The sequence below is a fragment of the Flavobacterium sp. genome (assembly GCF_029945805.1).
Lineage (GTDB): Bacteria > Bacteroidota > Bacteroidia > Flavobacteriales > Flavobacteriaceae > Flavobacterium.
In genome coordinates this window covers 39,917-59,917 of record NZ_JAQSDH010000022.1, presented here as the reverse complement: position 1 = coordinate 59,917, position 20,001 = coordinate 39,917, and the positions used below count along the sequence as shown (strand labels likewise).

Below are 20,001 nucleotides of genomic sequence, written 5' to 3'. Positions count from 1 at the left end.
CACACTTTTCAGTATGGCTCTTAGATTTTTGTTAAGGTTTATTCTTTGATAAAGCGTTTAGTTGTAGTTGAAATTCCATTAGAAACTTCGATTAAGAATGTTCCTGTTTTTAAAGAACCTACATAAATACTATCGTTTTCAATTTTACCACTTCCTAATTCTTGTCCCATCATATTGAATATTCTATAGGTTGATGTCGTTTCAAGATTAGAGATGTTTAAAATGTCCCCTTTTACAGGGTTTGGATATAAGTTAAAAGAAATTTTTGAACTTGTTTCATCAAATCTAGCAGTTGATGTAATGTTTACAGTATAGTCTTCAACCTCTCCATCTGCAAAAATTTCACATGATGTTGGAGAAGCATTATATTTCATAGAAACACGCATTCTGGTTGAGCCTAATAAAGCAGTGGTTGGTACTGTAAAGCTACCGGAGATAGGAGTTGCAGTAGTTCTATTTCTATTAAAAACTTGTTCTCCGGCATCAAGGAAATCTCCGTCTCGGTTGTAATCAATCCACACTCTGTAAGCTTCACTGAAAACTGTAGCTGTCCAAAGCGGAGTTATGGTAATGGTATTACTGGTACCACGAACTAAATTAGTAGAAAGTGCTGTAAAGTTGCCATAACCTCCATTGTTACCTGATAGGTTATTGATTGTTCCCAATTGAACTCTATTAATAAATTCATCTGCCGTGTTATTCCCTCTGGAAGCACAGTAAGTAATAGTTGAAACAGCTAAAGTTGTAACAGAAACGGTGTTACTATTTAATGAAATATTACCAGCGGCATCTTTAGATCTAACATTAAAAGTATAAGTTGTTGAAGCAGTTAAACCGGTTACAGCAAAAGTAGTTGCAGTAGTTGTAGAACCAATTAATGAACCATTTCTAAAGACATCGTATCCGGTTACCGCAAGATTATCTGTAGCGCCAGACCAAGATAAATTGGTTGTAGTTTGAGTAGTTCCAGAAGCTGATAATGTTGGCGCTGTTGGCGCTGTTGTATCTGGAGCTAATGTTGTAACAGTAAAGGTATTACTTGCTAGAGAAAGATTTCCAGCAGCATCTTTAGCTTGAACGTAGAAAGCATAAGTAGTAGAATTTGAAAGTCCGGTTACTGCTAATGTTGTAGAAGTAGTAGAAGTTCTAAATACACCATCTTGATATACATCATAACCAGTAACTGCAACATTATCTGTAGCACCTGACCAAGATAAATTAGTTGTAGTTAAAGTAGTCCCTGAAGATGCTAATGTTGGAGCTGTTGGCGCAGTTGTGTCAGGAGCTGGAGTTAAAGTTGTAACACTTACGCTATTACTATCAGGTGAAACATTTCCAGCAGCATCTTTTGATTTTACAGTGAAGGAATAAACTGTCGCTGCGGTTAGACCTGTTACTGCAAAAGTAGTTGCAGTAGTTGTAGAACCAATTAAAGTCCCATTTCTTAACACATCATATCCGGTTACTGCTACATTATCCGTAGCTCCAGACCATGATAAATTGGTTGTAGTTTGAGTAGTTCCTGAAGCAGATAATGTTGGTGCTGTTGGTGCAACAGTATCCGGTGCAGCACCAGTTGTAATTGTAAAGTTGGTATTAGAAACGTCAAAGAAAATATGATTGGTTCCTTTTACCATGATTCTATTAGTAGTTCCGGCCGTATTTGGAATTGTAACTGCTTGGGTACCGTCATTTGGCGTAGCCGCTAGTAATGTCGTCCAAGTAGCACCTGCATCAGTAGATAAAAGGATATCAACATTGGCACAGTTGACACCGTTTGCTGTTGTACCTGCTACAGCCCAAGTTACAGTTTGGGTGCTTCCACCAACATACGAAACAGCAGTGTTTGGGGAACTTACCGTGAATGGTCCAGCAGTGGCATTTACAGTAACCACCATGTCATCGCTATTATTTGCCGGTCCGCCCGCTCTGTTGTCGCGAACTGTTACTCTAAAGTTCAAAGTTCTTGCTACTGATGATAATGCTTCAACAGTTAGTTCACTTCCGGCAGTGGTAGTAGCTCCAGTTAAAACAGAAGCCATTCTTGGGAAATATCTTGTGGGTGAAGTACTGGCATTAAACGATCTGAAGTTTACTCCAGTTGTTTTTGTTGCACTAGGAACAGCGGCAGTAGTTTGATTGTCAAACTGCTCCCAGTTGAAGGTTAGCGCATCGCCATTGGCATCTGTTCCGGTAGCGGTTAGCATAAACGGAGTGCTTTTAGGAACTGTATAATCTAATCCAGCTCCTGCTGTTGGAACTGAATTTCCTGTGGCAATATTCACAGAACACGTTTTAGCTTTAATATTATTAGTTACCTGTTGGATGCTAATTGCATGAAAATATGCATCAGAATGCGGTTGCACGTCTAGCGTTGTGATTCCGGCATATCCCATAATTGTGGAACCAGAACCAGGCTCCATTTGAGCGCCACTTCCTTCGTTTCCTCCGTGAGTCCAAGTATGATTGGCTCCCATTTGGTGGCCAATTTCGTGTGCTACATAATCAATATCAAAATTATCTCCAGACGGAACACCATCTGCAGGAGAAGTAATACCACTTCCTTTTCCAGTAGCACAGATACATCCAATACAACCTGCGTTTCCGCCACCACCTGAAGCTCCAAATAAGTGACCGATGTCATAGTTAGCTTCACCAATTACTGAGGTCAGTGTAGATTGTAATTGCGCATTCCATTGTGACATGCTTGCAGCGGCAGCATAAGGATCCGTTGCAGCGCTTGTGTAAATCACTAAATCCGTATTGGCAATAATTAGCATTCGAGAACCAAAATCTTTCTCAAAAACACCATTACATCTGGTGATAGAATTATTGATAGCAGCCAAAGCCAAAGCTTTTGTACCGCCAAAGTAGGCTGTATATTCGCCTGTACAAGACATTGCTAAACGAAAAGTTCGCAACACTGCATCGTCGGCATTTGGTCTTGCAGTAGCTGCGTCTATTTGAGGAGCAGCAACATCGATAACACTACATTCAAATGGTGTTAGGGATTGTTTTTTATCTGCTTTTCTGTAGACACTATACGTTCCCAAATCGGCTGAAATCGGTTCAATAAAAACAGCTGATTTATCGGGTGCCAGCACCATCGATTTGAAACCTAAAGGCGAAACACTAAAATATGCTGTTGCCGCTGGATTGTCAATTCCGATACCTAGGTAGGATTTAATTTCAGGATATCTTGCTGATAAAGCGGGATCCATACTTGGATTATCGTATACGCGGTAGTTTTCTAGAACGCCATCTGCATTTGGAATAGCCAAGATGGTGTTGGATTTTGAATTTGCCGTTCGGTTTGGAGCGGAAGTCAAACTTGTTCTTAAGCTTACAAGATTCAAATTAAAAAGATGGTTTTCAGGAAGCTGCATTTTGGCCTCAAGTGCAACCATAGTGCTTTTTTTTGTGGTAGGATTCCACAGCATGCTTTTGTTTTGAGCAAAAGAGAAACTTGTAGTCGCAATAAAAGCGACAATAAGTAGTTTACATTTCATAGTTTATAAAATTGGTTAATTAGAAGTCAAAAATAAAATTATTTTTTATAAAAGATTTGAATATTTAATAAAACTGTTAACAAATTCATAAACTAGTCTAAAAATTGTTGTTTTATGCATAAAAAATAAGTAGAATCTGTATGAAAACAACAAATCTCGCTTTTTTTAAGTAACTTTTATCTGAATAAAGTATTTTTAGAAAAAATAACCAGCATGAATCTTAGTTATTGGGAACTTAAAAATTGGTTTACAGATGTTGATTTTACTATTGTGGGTAGTGGCATAGTAGGACTTCATTGCGCTTTGACTTTGCGAGAACGTTTCCCGGGAAGTAAAATATTGATTTTGGAAAAGGGAGTTTTACCGCAAGGAGCAAGTACTAAAAATGCAGGATTTGCTTGTTTTGGCAGCATTTCTGAAATCTTAGATGATTTAAAATCGCATAGCGAGCAAGAAGTCCTTCAGCTGATTCAAAAACGTTGGAACGGATTGCAATTATTACGCAAGAATTTAGGAGACACCCAACTTGATTTCAAACCTTATGGTGGTTACGAATTGTATCTCAAAGACGACGAGAGTACTTATGCTGAGTGTTTGCAAAAATTGCCGTTGATCAATGATTTGCTGAAACCGTTGTTTAGAACCGATGTTTTTACCAAAGAGGTAGACCGTTTTGCTTTTCAAGGAATTCAGGACTATGTGGTTTTTAATCCGTTTGAAGCTCAGATCGACACGGGTAAAATGATGCATGCCTTGCTTCAAAAAGCCATTGTCAATGACATATTAATTTTAAATCAAGTAGCAGTAACGTCGTATATAGAAAAAGAGGATACGGTAACAGTTGCCTTAACAGATTTTACTTTTTCGACAAAGAAATTACTTTTTGCCACCAATGGTTTTGCCAGTCAACTTACGAATAACCAAGTAAAACCGGCAAGAGCTCAAGTAGTGATTACCGAACCGATTCTGAATTTGGATATCAAAGGAACTTTTCATTTAGATAAGGGGTATTATTATTTCAGAAATATTGACAATCGAATTTTATTGGGTGGTGGAAGAAACTTGGCCTTTGAAACCGAGACTACTACGGAAATGGGACAAACAGAAATTATACAAAACCGGTTGGAGCAATTGTTAAAAGAAGTAATTTTACCAAATACCGAGTACACAATTGCACACCGCTGGAGTGGTATTATGGGATTAGGGTCGAGTAAAAACCCAATTGTGGAACAACTTTCTGACCATGTTTATTGTGGTGTACGATTAGGTGGAATGGGAGTTGCGATAGGAAGTTTAATAGGAAAAGAATTAGCAGATTTAGTACAATAAACTATGATAAGAAAAATTTTTCGTTGGATTTGGAAAGCGATACTATGGTTTTTTGCCCTCTCTATACTATCGGTAATTATTTTTAAATGGGTTCCAATTCCGTTTACGCCTTTAATGATTACCCGAATCATTGAATTTAAAGTAGCAGGCGGCGACGCTATTTATAGTCATAAATGGGTTCCGTTAGAAGAAATTTCGCCAAATCTTCAAAAAGCTGTTATTGCAAGTGAAGACGGAAATTTTTTAGAACACAGTGGTTTTGACTTCAAAGCCATGCAGAAAGCTTTTAAAAGTAATAGTAAAGGAAAAAAATTAAAAGGAGGTAGTACTATTTCGCAACAAACAGCCAAGAATGTTTTTTTGTGGCAGGGAAGAAGTTACATCCGAAAAGGACTTGAGGCCTATTTTACGGTTTTAATTGAGATAATCTGGGGTAAAGAGCGGATTATGGAAGTGTATCTTAACAGTATCGAAATGGGTAACGGCGTTTATGGTGCACAAGAAGCGGCGCGGCATTGGTACACAACCACTGCAAAAGACTTAACACCTCGAGAAGCTGCTGGAATAGCTGCCATTTTACCCAATCCGCGTAAATTCAAAGCCTCTAATTCTTCTGCATACACTGAAAGAAGAAAAGAAAAAATCATGAAAATTATGCGCCAAATAGGTAAGATTAAATATTGATAAAGCCCCTTAATTGGGGCTTTATCATTTCAAAAATCTAATAAAATAAAGGCTTGTATTGTTGCCAATGTTTAAAAATTAAAATTCCGTTACATACTAATATTAGTAACGCGAATGGCGCGCCCGGGATGTCTAAAAATAAATGGAATAACATAATATTGATGGAAATTGGTGCGAGCAAAACCAAAGCAAAAGCAACCCATTTTTTTAATAAAAGTAGTATGCCTATAATTACTTCCAAAAAACCAACTACAGGAAAGAGATAGCCTGTGGCTCCAAGAGAATTCATAAAGTCTTTGGCGCCACCAACGGGTTCTGGCATTGGAATGAAGTGTAAAAATTTATTGGCGCCAAAAACTAAGAGCGCCAAACCTAAAACTATTCTAACGATTTTAGTAAACTTTGAATTCATAAAAAGTAGGTGTTTGGATTAGTAATAAGGTAAAAATAGTATTAAAAATTTAACAAAACACGCTACATATAATCAAATTATTAACACTTTTTTGCTATTAGTAAATTAAATAGAATTTAAATTGTATTTGTAACATTTTCAAAATAATTTTACAAATAGCTAAATTTAAAAATTAAAGACCATGCAAGCACACGAAATAGAGTACCATATTTATGGTGAAGAAATGCAATATGTAGAGATAGAATTGGATCCGCAGGAAATTGTTGTTGCAGAAGCAGGAAGTTTTATGATGATGGATAACGGAATTCAAATGGAAACTATTTTTGGCGATGGTTCGCAACAGCAAACGGGGCTTTTTGACAAACTGCTTTCGGCAGGGAAAAGAGTTCTAACAGGTGAAAGTTTGTTCATGACGGCTTACATCAATCAAAATTCTATAAAAAGTAAAGTATGTTTCGCCTCGCCTTATCCGGGAAAAATTGTACCATTAGATTTGAAACAATTTCAAGGAAAATTCATTTGCCAAAAAGATGCATTTCTTTGCGCTGCCAAAGGGGTTTCTGTTGGAATAGAGTTTTCGAAGAAATTAGGACGTGGACTTTTTGGTGGAGAAGGTTTCATCATGCAAAAATTAGAAGGCGACGGAATGGCATTCGTTCATTCTGGAGGAACGTTAGCAAAAAGAGAATTGGCTTCAGGTGAAATTTTGAAAGTTGATACCGGCTGTATTGTGGGTTTTACAAAAGATGTTGATTATGATATCGAATTTATAGGTGGAATTAAGAATTCAGTTTTTGGTGGTGAAGGCTTGTTTTATGCCACTCTTCGCGGACCAGGAACTGTTTATGTACAGTCGCTTCCGTTCAGCAGATTGGCTGATCGAATTATAGCTTCGGCACCAAAAAATGGAGGAAACAGCAGAGATGAAGGAAGTTTACTCGGAGGTTTAGGCCGAATGCTTGATGGCGACAATAAATTTTAACAAAAAGAAAAGCGTCCCGATTAAAATCGGGACGCTTTGTTTTAAATCATAAAATTAACTCCAAGTACAATGTTTCGTCCAATATTCGGAATTCCATCCGATTTTAATCGGGAAAGATGCGAGACATACGTTTTGTCGAATAGATTATTGGCATTCAAATTCAGATTAAAAATCGTTTTGCCAATGATTACTTTTCCACCTAATCCCATATTTATTAGGGTGTAATCGTTGGTTCTGGTTTCAAATTCACTGTTGTTGTTTTGTGCAAAAGTACTTTCAATATTCAAAGTGGCGAATCCTTCTTTAAACCAGTTTTTAATATTAAATTCACCTTTTATAGTGTTGTTCCATTTGTTCGCCGGAATCAAAGGAAGATTACTTCCGTTGTCATTTTGACCAATAACAGTTTCAAAACTACTGGTAAAGTGTAACCAATCTAACGGATGCGGGTGAAAGTGAATTCCAGCTTCACCTCCGTATAATTTGGCATTCGCCTGAACATAATCGTATACATTATTGCCATCAATTACGTTCCCATTCGGTGAAATAAAGATGTAATTATTGATGTGATTGTAAAATCCATTTGCAAATAATTCAAAGTGAGAAGATTTATACTCCAAATTCAAATCAGTTTGAAGATTCTGTTCGTTTTCCAAATTAGCATTTCCAATTTCATAACGATTGCTTCCTTCGTGAACTCCATTTGAAGTCAATTCCGCCAAATTTGGAGCACGGAAACCGGAAGCAATATTGAGACGAAGTGTTAGATCAGTAGCCAAGTTTGTTTTGTATCCCAATGAAGCATTGAAACTATCAAAGCTTTTATTAATGCCTTCGAAATAGCCTTCATTGCCAAAAAGTCCATTGGTTTCACTACTTATTTTTCGGTTATCATAACGAAGGCCCGCTTGAAGAACATTCTTTCCAAATTCATAATTAGCAGTTCCGAAAATTCCAAAATCAGTTGTTGTGGCATCTGGAATCAATAATTCCTCACCCGAATTGGTATTGGTTTGATGCATTCCCTGAATTCCGATAATGGTTTCTACTTTACCAAATTTTGGAAGATAGTATTTCAAATCATAATTCAGTGTGCTCAATTTCATGTGTAATGAAGCCACATTGCTATCTTCAAATTCGCTCCGATCATTATAAATATAACCCAAATCAGCATCCAATTTTGAGTTCTTGAAGTAGAAGTTATTATGCAGACTTAAAATGTGATTGTCAACCGCTTGTTTTGGGTAAATAGTGGAATGGTTGGTAGTTTGTTCACCAAATCCATCTTCTGGAATTCCTAAATCTAACTTGTTAAAGTTGTACCGAAGTATGCTTGAAAACTTCGAATTACTGTAACCAATTCCGGTTTTGAAATCACTTTCGTTATAACGTGTATTAGTTACTCTGTCACCATTTGGAATTTGATAATCCGCATGCGTATTGAAACTTCCGCGCGCTAAGAATTTCCAATGCTCAGTAGACGTTTTTAATCCTAAAGTACTATTGCTTCCCAATGTATTTGAAAATATTCGTTGGCTAAAATCGGCTTTGAACTCTTGAGGATTAGCAAATTTCTCAGGGTTGAAATATAAGACGCCGCCTAAAGCATCCGAACCATAAAGTAATGAAGCTGGGCCTTTAATGACTTCTACACTTTCTACACCAGCATCGTTTAATCCCAAACCGTGTTCTTCTCCAAATTGTTGATTTTCCAATCGCACACCTTGAGTGTAAACTAAAACGCGATTGCCGCTCAACCCACGAATAACGGGTTTCCCGATAGAAGTTCCGGTCGAAACCTGTGAAACTCCTGGAATCGTTGCCAATCCTTCAATTAAAGTCGCTCTTCCCTTTTGTTGTAATGATTTTATGCTTTCGTGCTCGACTTTCATTACGTTCTGGGATTGTATTTTGTTGAAAGCCGTAGAAACAATTACTTCATCCATGTGGACAATATTGTCTTCTAAAGTTATGTTTTGGATGATTTCTTTTTCTGAAATTGGCAGTGAAATTATTTTTGTGGTGTACCCAATAGAAGAAAAAATAATTTTGAAAGTCCCATTTGGCAAATTGCTGAATTCGTAAGTTCCTTGAGCGTCAGAAATAGCTTCTTTATGGACTTCAGGCATTGAAATGTTTATGCCTGCTAATGGTCTATTGTCTTTATCGGAAATGATTCCTTTAACTTTATTTTGCGCAGACGCGACGAATGATAACCCCATGAATAGGGCAATATATATAAATTTCATAAAAATGTTTTATTGATAAATGAATAATTTGACCGAAGTGATTTCAGTCAGAAAACCCGAAGTTTCGGGACTATTTATGCAATAAAACTCGGGGGCGCCCGAAGGGCAAAAAGACTTCCTCGGAAAAATTGAGTTATTTCTTTTGAATAATAAAGGGAATATTTGCTTTCAACCTGAACTTTTTGAGTGGCAAAAGTTGTTTTTAAAGGCGATATAAAACTGCTAAAGGCAAATTCACAAACAAAACAATGATCTAAAACGTGATGACCATGATGAAGTTCTGTTTTGGAATGATTGTATTCGTGTTGGCAATGCTCTTTTGAAAATTTTTCTTTCAAATGGCTCATAGCATCGAACGACTGAAATAGTATTGCTAACAATACCACCAATCCCATTATCGAGTTTACTATTCGAAACCTTTTTTTCATTGATTGCAAATGTAAGTAGGTGAAAATAAAAACCGTTTGATTTTAACAAATTTTATGATTTGTAAAACCAAACGATTTTCGTTTATTAGGATTAACGGCTCAGTTCGAGCATACTATTTTATACAGTGAAATGAGATCGATTATACTAGGCTATTAGCAACCAAATATTCAGCGATTTGTATAGTGTTTGTAGCCGCTCCTTTTCTTAAATTGTCAGCAACGATCCACATATTGATGGAATTGGGTTGGCTTTCGTCACGGCGTATTCTTCCAACAAAAACATCGTCTTTCCCTTCGGCGTACAAAGGCATTGGGTACGTATAGGTGTCGTTGTTATCTTGAACTGTAACTCCATCGGTGTGGTGTAATATTTTACGAACCTCATTCACGTCAAAATCATTCGAAAATTCTACATTCACGGCTTCACTATGACCACCAACTACTGGGATTCTTATTGCTGTCGCCGTAACCGCGATAGATTTATCTCCGATAATTTTTTGCGTTTCGCGAACCAATTTCATTTCTTCTTTAGTGTAGCCATTCTCTTCAAAACTATCACATTGTGGAATGGCATTGCGATGGATTTGGTATTTATAGGCCATTTCACCTTTGATTCCAGCGTATTCATTTTCTAATTGCTGCACTGCTTTTACGCCCGTTCCTGTAATGGATTGGTAGGTAGAAACAATCACGCGCTTGATGTTGTATTTTTTGTGCAAAGGCGCCAAAACCATGACCAATTGTATAGTCGAACAATTTGGATTTGCTATAATTTTATCTTCTTTCGTTAATTCAGCCGCATTGATTTCTGGAACGATCAATTTTTTAGAAGGATCCATTCTCCAAGCTGATGAATTATCGATAACTGTTGTACCAGCTTCAGCAAATTTTGGAGCCCATTCTGAAGAAGTTTCGCCACCAGCTGAGAATAAAGCAATATCGGCTTTCATGTCAACTGCTGTTTGTAAACCAACCACTTTATATTTTTTTCCTTTGAATTCAATTTCTTTACCAACCGATTTTTCTGAAGCAACTGGAATTAGTTCTGTTACCGGAAAATTTCTTTCCGCTAAGACTTTAAGCATTACTTCTCCAACCATTCCGGTTGCGCCAACTACAGCAACTTTCATATTTTTATCTTTATCAATTTATAATTTTTGAAATACAAAAGTAAATAGAAAAAAGAAAAAAGAGCATAGAAGAAAGGAGAAAGACCAAAAAACGCAGCTATAGTTCTCGTTAGCCCCGATAGGAGCTGGCTACCATGTAGCGCGGATAGCGGGAGGATATAGTATTAAGAAAGACAAATGATCTGCTATTAAAAAAGAAAAACCGTCCCAATTGAGGAACGGTTTAGTACTGAAACGAGTTCAGCATAAATTAGACTATATAGTGTGGCGGTATTATTTTTTCAACAAATCTCTAATTTGAATAAGTAATTCTTCTTGTGTAGGTCCAGCTGGAGCAGCAGGTGCAGCCTCTTCTTTCTTTTTAGCTTTTTCAGCAGCTCTTAAGACAACGAAAATGAAAAACGCGATAATAATAAAGTTGATTACTGCTTGAACAAAATTTCCGTACGTCATGACAGAAGCGCCCGCTTTTTTTGCAGCATCTAAATTTTCGTAGGCTTGTCCATTTAATGCAATAAACTTTGTGGTAAAATCGATACCACCAGTTATGAGTCCTACTAAAGGCATAATTAAATCGTCAACTGCCGAACCGACAATTTTCCCGAAAGCGCCACCGATTACTACCGCTGTTGCCAAACTTAATACATCGCCTTTCATTAAAGACGCTTTAAAATCTGCAAAAAATCCCATAATTGTTTTGTTTTATTGGTTACTAGATAACTAAATTAACAAAAATTTTAACATTTTAAAAAAATTTTGATTTATTCTCTGAAAAACACTCTTTTCACACGCTGGGAAATACTAGTCAAAATTTCATACGAAATGGTATTGAGTTGTTTAGCCATGAAATTAACCGTTGGATTTTCGCCAAAAATGATTACAGTGCTTCCTTCTTTGCATTCAATATTAGTAACATTTACCATTAGCATATCCATACAAACGCTGCCTACAATTTTGGCTTGTTTATTATTAATTGTAACATAGCCAACACCGTGTCCCCAAGCTCTGCTGATGCCATCAGCATAACCAATTGGAATTGTTGCAATTTTTGTTGTTTCAGCAGCGATAAATTTTCTTCCGTAGCCAACGCTTTCTCCAGTATCGATGGTTCTGATTTGAGAAATAACTGATTTTAAAGTGCCAACAATCTCCAATTCTTTTTGTTCTTCCGCGTCGTTAGAAATGCCATATAAACCGATGCCTAAGCGAACCATGTCGTATTGAGAATCTCCATAATTCGTAATTCCAGAGGTGTTTAAAATATGGCGAATTGGTTTTACGTTTAGTTCATTTTGAAGTTTGGATGATAACTTTTCAAACAGAGCAATCTGTGACTTTGAAAAATCATCATGTTTTAAATCGTCACTTGTTGCCATGTGTGACAAAATACTTTTTATCTGAACGGTTTCATTTCCTTTCAGAATTTGGATTAGGTCTTCAAGATTTTCTTCCTCAAATCCTAAGCGATGCATTCCAGTGTCAATCTTGATATGAATTGGGAACCGTTTCAAGTTTTTTTGTGCAGCAATTTTTAGAAATGCTTTCAATCCTTTTATCGAATAAATTTCAGGCTCTAAATGGTATTGAATAATTGCAGCAAAACTGGTAGCTTCTGGATTTAAAACCATAATGGGAACTGTAATCCCTGCGTTTTTAAGTGAAATTCCTTCGTCGGCGAAAGCCACACCAAGATAATCTACTTTGTGATGCTCGAGTAAATTCGCGATTTCAAATCCGCCATTCCCATAGCCGAAAGCTTTGACCATAACCATCATCTTGGTTTTTGGTTTCAACTTAGATTTATAAAAATTCAGGTTGTGGCTAATGGCATTGAGGTTGATTTCAAGTACGGTCTCGTGCGTTTTCTCTTCAAGGAGGGACACAATTTCTTCAAAATGAAAATTGCGCGCACCTTTAATCAAAATCGTTTCGTTTTCAAAATTTAGAGTATCAAACGCTTGGGTAAATCCAGATACATTGTTAAAAGTTGTACTGTTTATGAACTTATTTTTAAACTGAGAAATCGTTTCTCCTATTCCAATTACACGCGAAATTTTATTCGAAATAATCAACTGTGAAACTTGTGAATATAAGTCTTCGTTACTCAAACCACTTTGAAAAATATCAGAGAGAATTATGGTTTTCTTTTTGTGTTGTTTTTGGTTTTCAAGGAAATCAAGTGCGATTTTCAACGATTGGAAATCAGAACTATAGCTGTCGTCAATAATGGTTGAATTGTTGATGCCGTTTTTTACTTTCAGTCGCATTTCTACAGGATATAATTGTACCATTCTGGTCTGGATAATTTTATGGCTGTAGCCAAAATAAAGCAGTAACATCATACAATGAATTGCATTTTCTACCGAAGCTTGATCCAAAAATGGAATTGTAACTAAAAAAGTGTCTTCTCTATACGTAACTTGTAATTCGGTTACTTCGCCGATTTTCTTTTTGGTGATGTAAACATCAGCGCTTTTATCATCTGAACACCAGCAGAATAACTTAGTTTTTGGGTTGACAAACGCGCAAATGGTTTTGTTTTTGTTCATTATTAGCACATTTACCGAAACAAAAAGTTTTAGTTTTTCCTTTATTTTTTCGGCTACGGTTGCAAATCCTTCATCGTGCGCCGAACCAATATTGGATAAAATTCCAATGGTGGGCTGTATGATTTTCTGGAGTTTTTCCATTTCATGTGGCAGGGAAATTCCGGCCTCAAAGATCCCAAGATTGTGTTTTTCGTTGATGCCTAAAATCGACAGCGGTACGCCAACTTGTGAATTATAACTTTTTGGACTTCTTATAATATTATAATCGGGACTTAACAAAAAGTTCAGCCATTCTTTGATGATTGTTTTTCCATTGCTTCCTGTAATTCCGATCACAGGAAATTCGAATTGACTGCGGTAAAAGGTGGCTAATTTTTGTAAAGCCTCAAGTGTATTGCCCACAATTAAAAAGTTTGCCTTATCTTCTATTCCTTTTGGAATTTGGTTGACAACAAAGTGCGCAACGCCTTTATTAATGAGTTCTTCTATGTAAACATGGCCGTCGTGATTGGGTCCGGAAATGGCAAAGAACAAGGTGTTTCTATCGTTTTGAAGTGAGCGACTGTCAATGGAAATAAAATCGATTACAGCAGTATCATCATTCCCAAACCATTTGGCTTTTATGATGGGAATAATATTTTGGATGGATAGTTTCAAATTTTGGGGATTTATTCTTTTTTGGACAAATGCTCAGCATCTTTGACAATCATATTTTGTCGAATGGCATTATAATAAGCAGCGCGGCTTAATGGCTCGTATTCTTCGGTTTCGCCGAGCATGACTAATTTGTCACTGTCATTTTTCCTAAAACTGTAATTGGCTAAGTTTCCGGTTCGGGTACAAACGGCGTGTACTTTGGTTACATATTCTGCCGTTGCCATTAACGCGGGCATTGGTCCGAAAGGATTTCCTTTAAAATCCATATCCAAACCTGCCACAATTACTCGAATTCCAGAATTGGCTAAATCATTACAAACCGAAATAATCTCGTCATCAAAAAACTGAGCTTCGTCAATTCCAACAACGTCGCAACCCTGAGCCAGAATCCTGATGTTGGCTGCAGCCGGAACTGGAGTGGAACGAATTTCATTTTTGTTGTGTGAAACTACCATTTCCTCGTCATAACGTGTGTCAACGGAGGGCTTGAAAATTTCGACTTTTTGTTTGGCAAATTGGGCTCTTTTCAATCTACGTATGAGTTCTTCAGTTTTACCCGAAAACATCGAGCCGCAGATGACTTCGATCCAACCAAATTGTTCTTTGTGATTTACTGTATTTTCGAGAAACATTTTGTATTTTTCTAGCGCTAAAAATGAATAGTTTTTATTACTTTGTAACGAAAACAAACCGACTTAAATATTTGTTATTTTTACGTCGATTCAAATGTAGAAAATTTTTAACAAGGTTCCTTCTTGATTGGCAAATAATATCCGTAGAAGGTATTTATTAAAAGAAACGAGCGTATTCCCTATAATTTCAAAACTTATGAAAAAAAGATTAGAATCCGAATTAATCAGCATTGCGCACCGAATTTTAAAGCTAAAAAACAAGTCGGAAATCGATCAGTTGTATAAAGAGACACAAAAATTATACGAAACGTTGGCTGTACTAAAGTTTTATCACGAAAATTTCGAATCGGTAAAGTCTGATGTGTCGGAAGAAGTTTTGATAGAAAAATTAGAGCAATTCAATGAAAGTAGTGTTCTTGAAAAAACTGAAGTTAACGAGGATGCTAAATATGTAGTGGAAGTTGAAGCTGAAATTCCCGTTAAAGCCGAACCAGAGGCGGATGAAGAAGTAGAAGCTGCACTAGAAATTGAGGAAGAAGAAACCACTGTTTCAGAAGTAAAAGAAGAACTCGTAGAAGAAGTTTTGGAAGAGGAGGAAGCGCTTACCGATGCGGAACCTGCTTTCATTCCCGCTTTTGAATTGGAAGTTGAAGAAGAGGAAGAAGTTCAACTTGTTCAGCCAACAATTGAAGAAAAGCACGAAACTAAAAAAATAGCACTTGAGCATTTCTTAGGTGAAAATTATGTTGATCCGATTTTTGTGAAACCAAATGAAGTTTCCTTATTTTCTTCGGAAGTAAAAGAAGAACTGCCGACTCGAACTCAGGAAGAACCAAAAGAGGAATCAAAAGTTGAAGCTCCAAAAACAGCAGCAATGAACGATGCAATGTCAAAATCCATTGCGATTGGACTTAATGACAGAATTGGTTTTGTACAGCATCTGTTCAACGACAGCAACGAGGATTTTAATCGCGTGATTTCTCAATTGAATACTTTTGATACGTTCGAAGAGGCCAAAACATTCATCAATGAAATGGTTATCCCAGATTATAATTACTGGGTTGGCAAAGAAGATTATTTGGAACGATTTATGGAAATTGTAGAAAAAAAATTCGATTAACACTATAAAACACAGATTTCACAAATTTCCACAAATTAATTCTGTGAAAATCTGTGAAATCTGTGTTTAACTCTTACTTATGTCAAAATTATACATCGTTCCAACGCCGATTGGCAATCTTGAAGACATGACTTTCAGAGCGATTAGAGTTTTGAAAGAAGTCGATTTGATTTTGGCTGAAGACACGCGAACCAGCGGAAAACTCCTAAAACATTTTGAGATTTCCACGCACATGCACAGCCATCACATGCACAACGAGCATAAAACAGTGGATAATTTAATTTCACGATTAAAAGCTGGCGAAACTATTGCGCTAATTTCTGATGCAGGAACTCCAGCCATTTCTGATCCTGGATTTTTGTTGACACGCGCTTGTGTTGAAAATAATATTGAAGTAGATTGTTTGCCTGGCGCTACTGCATTTGTTCCCGCTTTGGTGAATAGTGGCTTGCCTAATGACCGATTTATATTTGAAGGATTTTTGCCCGAAAAGAAAGGAAGACAAACCCGTTATTTGGCTTTAGCCGAAGAAAATAGAACGATGATTTTTTACGTTTCTCCACATAAATTGGTTAAAACCTTGACCGAATTCGTACAGTATTTTGGAGCCGACAGACCAGTTTCTGTTTCACGAGAATTATCAAAACTACACGAAGAAACCATACGTGGAACTGCGGAGGAAGTGCTAAAACACTTCGAAATCAAACCACCAAAAGGTGAAATTGTAGTTGTTGTTGGAGGGAAGATAACAGAAGCAAGAAGCAAGAAGCAAGACAAATCAGAAGAATAAAAAACGTAAAAAAAATTGACCGCAAATTCACAAATTTCTATTTTTTTTACTTTAAAATAATTTGTGAATTTGCGGTTAAAACTTTTTCCACCTCTAAATCTACAAATGAAAACGAGTTTCCGCTGAATAATCCTTTGTCGGATAATTTCAAATCCGGAATTACCAATAACGCCATGAATGAAAGGGTCATGAATGGTGCTTTCAATTTGCTTCCCAATTGTTTTGACATCGCGTCGATTTCCTGATACAATTTTCCGGTTTCCCAACCATCTTTGTCGCTCATAATTCCAGCAACGGGAAGCGCTAATGATTTGCTTTCGTTTCCATTTACTGCACAGATTCCGCCTTTATTTTCGATTAAAACATTGACAGCTTTGCAAATTTCTTCATCAGAAGTTCCAACTACAACAATATTATGACAATCATGCGCAACAGAACTCGCAATGGCACCGCTTTTCAATCCGAAGTTTTTAATGAAAGCAATAGCTGGCGGAGCATTTTCATAACGATTGACAACCGCCATTTTCAAGATGTCATTCTCGGTATCGGAAACTATTTTTCCATTTACTATTTGAGGTTTGTGATGGATTTCATTAGTGATTAATTGTCCTTCTAAAGCTTCAATTACTCTAATTTTTGAGGCTGAACTTCCGATTTCAAATTCTACAATTTCTTTTTTGGAGGTATTGAAATTATTTGGTTTTTCAAATTCGATGTGTTTTACAAATGATTTTCCGTTTTCGGCAACCAATTCGCCATTGATGTACGTTTGTAATACTTTGAAATCCTTCAAATCTTCCACCACAATAAAATCGGCAGTGTCATTTTTTTGCAATAGACCAATGTTCATTTTGTAATGTTTCACCGGGTTAATGCATGCCATTTGTAGTATTTTGAACAAGTCAAAACCTTTGGCAATAGCTCTCGCACAAAGTAAATTAATGTGTCCAACAATCAAATCATCGGGATGCTTATCATCAGAACAAAACATCATATTTTCAAAATTATCCGGTACTAAATCGATTAAAGCTTCAAAATTTTTAGCGGCACTTCCTTCACGGATTAAGACTTTCATACCTAATGATAATTTTTCGGCCGCTTCATCATAAGTGAAACATTCGTGATCGGTTGAAATTCCAGCGGCGATATATTTTTCTATGGGTGCGCCACGCAATCCTGGCGCATGGCCGTCAACGGGTTTGTTGAACTGTTTTGCCCAAGCTATCTTTTTTAAAACTTCTTCATCATCAAATAAAACGCCTGGGTAATTCATCATTTCGGATAAATAATAAATATCGGGTGATGCCATCAATTCCTTTATTTGTTCGGAATCAATTACGGCGCCTGCGGTTTCAAAAAAAGTAGCAGGAACGCATGATGGTGCTCCAAAATGAAACTTCAACGGCACTTGTTTTCCGTTTTCAATCATATAATGCACGCCATCTTTTCCTAATACATTGGCAATTTCATGCGGATCAGAAATAGTCGCGACCGTTCCATGAAGTACAGCAATTTTTGCAAATTCTGAAGGAACTAGCATGGAACTTTCAATATGAATGTGCGAATCAACAAAACCAGGAAGAATATAGTTTTTGATGTTGTGTTCCTTTTCGGAAACAGCAACTATTTTCCCGTTTTCAATGGTAACTTCACCTGAATATATTCTGCGATTTGGAATATCGACAATTTGGCCTTGAATCTGCATTTTGCAATTGTTTTATAGTTCAAAAGTAGCAAAAATTAATTTGTTTCTACCGACCAAAATATACAGAAAAAGTATAGCAATGTTTAGGGCCTTTCCTGTATTTTTGTTTTCATTATTCGTAATTCATAATTAGAAAATGCGCTGGACACTCAAACCAAAACCGGATTCCCACAAAGTAAACAATTTAGTAAGCCTATTAAAAGTTGACCATTTAATCGCGACACTTTTGGTGCAACGCGGAATTGAAACGTTTGAGCAAGCGCGGGAATTTTTTCGGCCGAGTTTGGATGATTTGCACAATCCGTTTTTGATGAAAGATATGGATAAAGCGGTTTCTCGAATAGAATCGGCCATTGCTAACGGGGAAAACATCATGGTTTTTGGTGATTATGATGTGGATGGAACGACAGCAGTTTCCTTGGTTTCTTCGTACCTGAAAAGCTATTATCCGAATGTTGCGACTTATATTCCGGATCGTTATGATGAAGGTTACGGAATCTCTTATAAAGGAATTGACTATGCGGATGACAACGGAATTTCGCTAATCATTGCCTTAGATTGTGGTATAAAATCGATTGACCATGTAGCTTACGCGAAGGAAAGAAACATTGATTTTATCATTTGTGATCACCACCGTCCGGGCGACACTTTACCCGATGCAATTGCGGTTCTCGATCCAAAAAGGGACGATTGTTCTTATCCGTATGATGAATTATGCGGTTGCGGCGTTGGTTTTAAACTCATTCAGGCTTTAGCAGAAAACAGAAATCAAACTATTGATGATTTGATGATTTATCTTGACTTAGTAGCCACAGCAATTGCGGCTGATATTGTTCCGATGACGGGTGAGAATAGGGTTTTGGCCAAATTTGGATTGGAAGTTATCAATAGCAATCCGCGTCCTGGAATTAAAGCCTTAATCCAAAATGTAAAGAAAAAAGTATTGACGATTACCGATGTCGTTTTCATCATCGCGCCAAGAATAAATGCCGCCGGACGAATAAAGCACGGAAATGCTGCTGTGGCTTTGCTAACAGAATACGATTTAGATCAAGCAGAGCAATTTGCATCCGAAATAGAAAAATACAATTCGGACCGAAAAGATCTTGACAAGCAAATCACGATTGAAGCTTTAGATCAGATAGAAATTAATGAGGAAACACTTCGTTTTTCTACGGTGGTTTATAATCCAAACTGGCATAAAGGCGTAATCGGAATTGTAGCTTCTCGATTGATAGAAACGCATTATCGACCGACCATTGTGTTTACCAAAAGTGGTGACAAACTCGCGGCATCGGCACGTTCTGTGAAAGATTTTGATGTATATAATGCTTTGGAAGCCGTTTCGGAACATCTGGAACAATTTGGAGGACACATGTATGCAGCTGGAATGACATTGAAAGAAGAGAATTACCAGAACTTTAAAAATGCCTTTGAGAAAGTTGTGGCTGAAACCATTCATCCTGATTTACTAATTCCCGAAATTTTGATTGATGCCGAAATTGATTTATCCGATATTAATGAAAGGCTGGTTCGATTGCTCAATCAGTTTGAACCTTTTGGGCCATTAAATATGACACCCAATTTTATAACCAAAAATCTAAAAGATACTGGTTATGCAAAGCAAATAGGGAACGAGCAAGAACATTTGAAACTCTTCGTAAAGCAAAATAATTCGGAAGGTTTTGGTGCCATTGGTTTTGGAGTAGGCAACAAATTAGAATCGGTTACAAACCAAAAACCTTTTGATGCTGTGTATTGTATCGATGAAAATGAATTTAACGGGAATGTAACGGTGCAGTTGCGATTGCGAGATTTGAGGTAG

The 20,001-nt window shown here is 36.9% G+C and carries 15 protein-coding genes; 6 read left to right on the top strand and 9 right to left on the bottom strand.

Annotation, left to right across the window (positions count from 1 at the left end; genetic code table 11):
- Positions 1-38 precede the first annotated feature (38 nt).
- A complete protein-coding gene (locus PSU83_RS05335; protein ID WP_300587594.1) occupies positions 39-3,509 on the bottom strand; it encodes a reprolysin-like metallopeptidase in 3,471 nt (1,156 codons plus the stop codon).
- A gap of 213 nt (positions 3,510-3,722) precedes the next feature.
- On the opposite strand from PSU83_RS05335, the gene PSU83_RS05330 reads away from it, so the two are divergent.
- Entirely contained in the window at positions 3,723-4,838 is a 1,116-nt protein-coding gene (locus PSU83_RS05330) for an FAD-dependent oxidoreductase (protein ID WP_300587591.1), read from the top strand.
- Between the two features lie 3 nt (positions 4,839-4,841).
- Positions 4,842-5,522 (top strand): monofunctional biosynthetic peptidoglycan transglycosylase, encoded by a 681-nt coding sequence (mtgA, locus tag PSU83_RS05325; protein WP_300587588.1) that lies wholly within the window; start codon positions 4,842-4,844, stop codon positions 5,520-5,522.
- 37 nt (positions 5,523-5,559) lie between these two features.
- On the opposite strand, the gene PSU83_RS05320 is transcribed toward mtgA, so the two are convergent.
- Positions 5,560-5,934 carry a DoxX family membrane protein gene (locus PSU83_RS05320; protein ID WP_300587585.1) on the bottom strand — a complete coding sequence of 125 codons (375 nt, stop codon included), beginning with the start codon at positions 5,932-5,934 and terminating at the stop codon, positions 5,560-5,562.
- 181 nt (positions 5,935-6,115) lie between these two features.
- On the opposite strand from PSU83_RS05320, the gene PSU83_RS05315 reads away from it, so the two are divergent.
- Positions 6,116-6,916 carry a TIGR00266 family protein gene (locus PSU83_RS05315; protein WP_300587582.1) on the top strand — a complete coding sequence of 267 codons (801 nt, stop codon included), beginning with the start codon at positions 6,116-6,118 and terminating at the stop codon, positions 6,914-6,916.
- Between the two features lie 41 nt (positions 6,917-6,957).
- Here the strand turns inward: PSU83_RS05315 and PSU83_RS05310 are convergent, their stop codons facing one another.
- From PSU83_RS05310 to PSU83_RS05285, 6 genes are all read right to left on the bottom strand, one after another.
- On the bottom strand, positions 6,958-9,165 hold the full coding sequence (locus tag PSU83_RS05310) for a TonB-dependent receptor (RefSeq protein WP_300587579.1): 2,208 nt from the start codon (positions 9,163-9,165) through the stop codon (positions 6,958-6,960).
- A 74-nt stretch (positions 9,166-9,239) separates the two neighbouring features.
- Positions 9,240-9,593, bottom strand: coding sequence for a hypothetical protein (locus tag PSU83_RS05305; RefSeq protein WP_300587576.1), 354 nt, complete (start codon positions 9,591-9,593; stop codon positions 9,240-9,242).
- 140 nt (positions 9,594-9,733) lie between these two features.
- Positions 9,734-10,723: an aspartate-semialdehyde dehydrogenase gene (locus PSU83_RS05300; RefSeq protein ID WP_300587574.1), complete on the bottom strand. Its 990-nt coding sequence runs from the start codon at positions 10,721-10,723 to the stop codon at positions 9,734-9,736.
- A 273-nt stretch (positions 10,724-10,996) separates the two neighbouring features.
- Complete coding sequence (gene mscL / locus PSU83_RS05295; RefSeq protein ID WP_300587572.1) at positions 10,997-11,413, bottom strand: large conductance mechanosensitive channel protein MscL; 417 nt, start codon at positions 11,411-11,413, stop codon at positions 10,997-10,999.
- Between the two features lie 71 nt (positions 11,414-11,484).
- A complete protein-coding gene (locus PSU83_RS05290; protein WP_300587569.1) occupies positions 11,485-13,929 on the bottom strand; it encodes a bifunctional UDP-N-acetylmuramoyl-tripeptide:D-alanyl-D-alanine ligase/alanine racemase in 2,445 nt (814 codons plus the stop codon).
- Positions 13,930-13,940: 11 nt separating this feature from the next.
- Positions 13,941-14,561, bottom strand: a complete 621-nt coding sequence (locus PSU83_RS05285; protein ID WP_300587567.1) for a thymidine kinase — start codon at positions 14,559-14,561, stop codon at positions 13,941-13,943.
- A gap of 196 nt (positions 14,562-14,757) precedes the next feature.
- Here PSU83_RS05285 and PSU83_RS05280 point away from each other — a divergent pair, with 196 nt between their 5' ends.
- Positions 14,758-15,681 (top strand): hypothetical protein, encoded by a 924-nt coding sequence (locus tag PSU83_RS05280; protein ID WP_300587526.1) that lies wholly within the window; start codon positions 14,758-14,760, stop codon positions 15,679-15,681.
- Positions 15,682-15,760: 79 nt separating this feature from the next.
- Positions 15,761-16,471, top strand: a complete 711-nt coding sequence (gene rsmI / locus PSU83_RS05275) for a 16S rRNA (cytidine(1402)-2'-O)-methyltransferase (protein WP_300587523.1) — start codon at positions 15,761-15,763, stop codon at positions 16,469-16,471.
- 46 nt (positions 16,472-16,517) lie between these two features.
- Here the strand turns inward: rsmI and ade are convergent, their stop codons facing one another.
- Entirely contained in the window at positions 16,518-18,176 is a 1,659-nt protein-coding gene (ade, locus tag PSU83_RS05270) for an adenine deaminase (RefSeq protein WP_300587520.1), read from the bottom strand.
- A gap of 136 nt (positions 18,177-18,312) precedes the next feature.
- On the opposite strand from ade, the gene recJ reads away from it, so the two are divergent.
- Positions 18,313-20,001 (top strand): single-stranded-DNA-specific exonuclease RecJ, encoded by a 1,689-nt coding sequence (recJ, locus tag PSU83_RS05265; RefSeq protein ID WP_300587517.1) that lies wholly within the window; start codon positions 18,313-18,315, stop codon positions 19,999-20,001.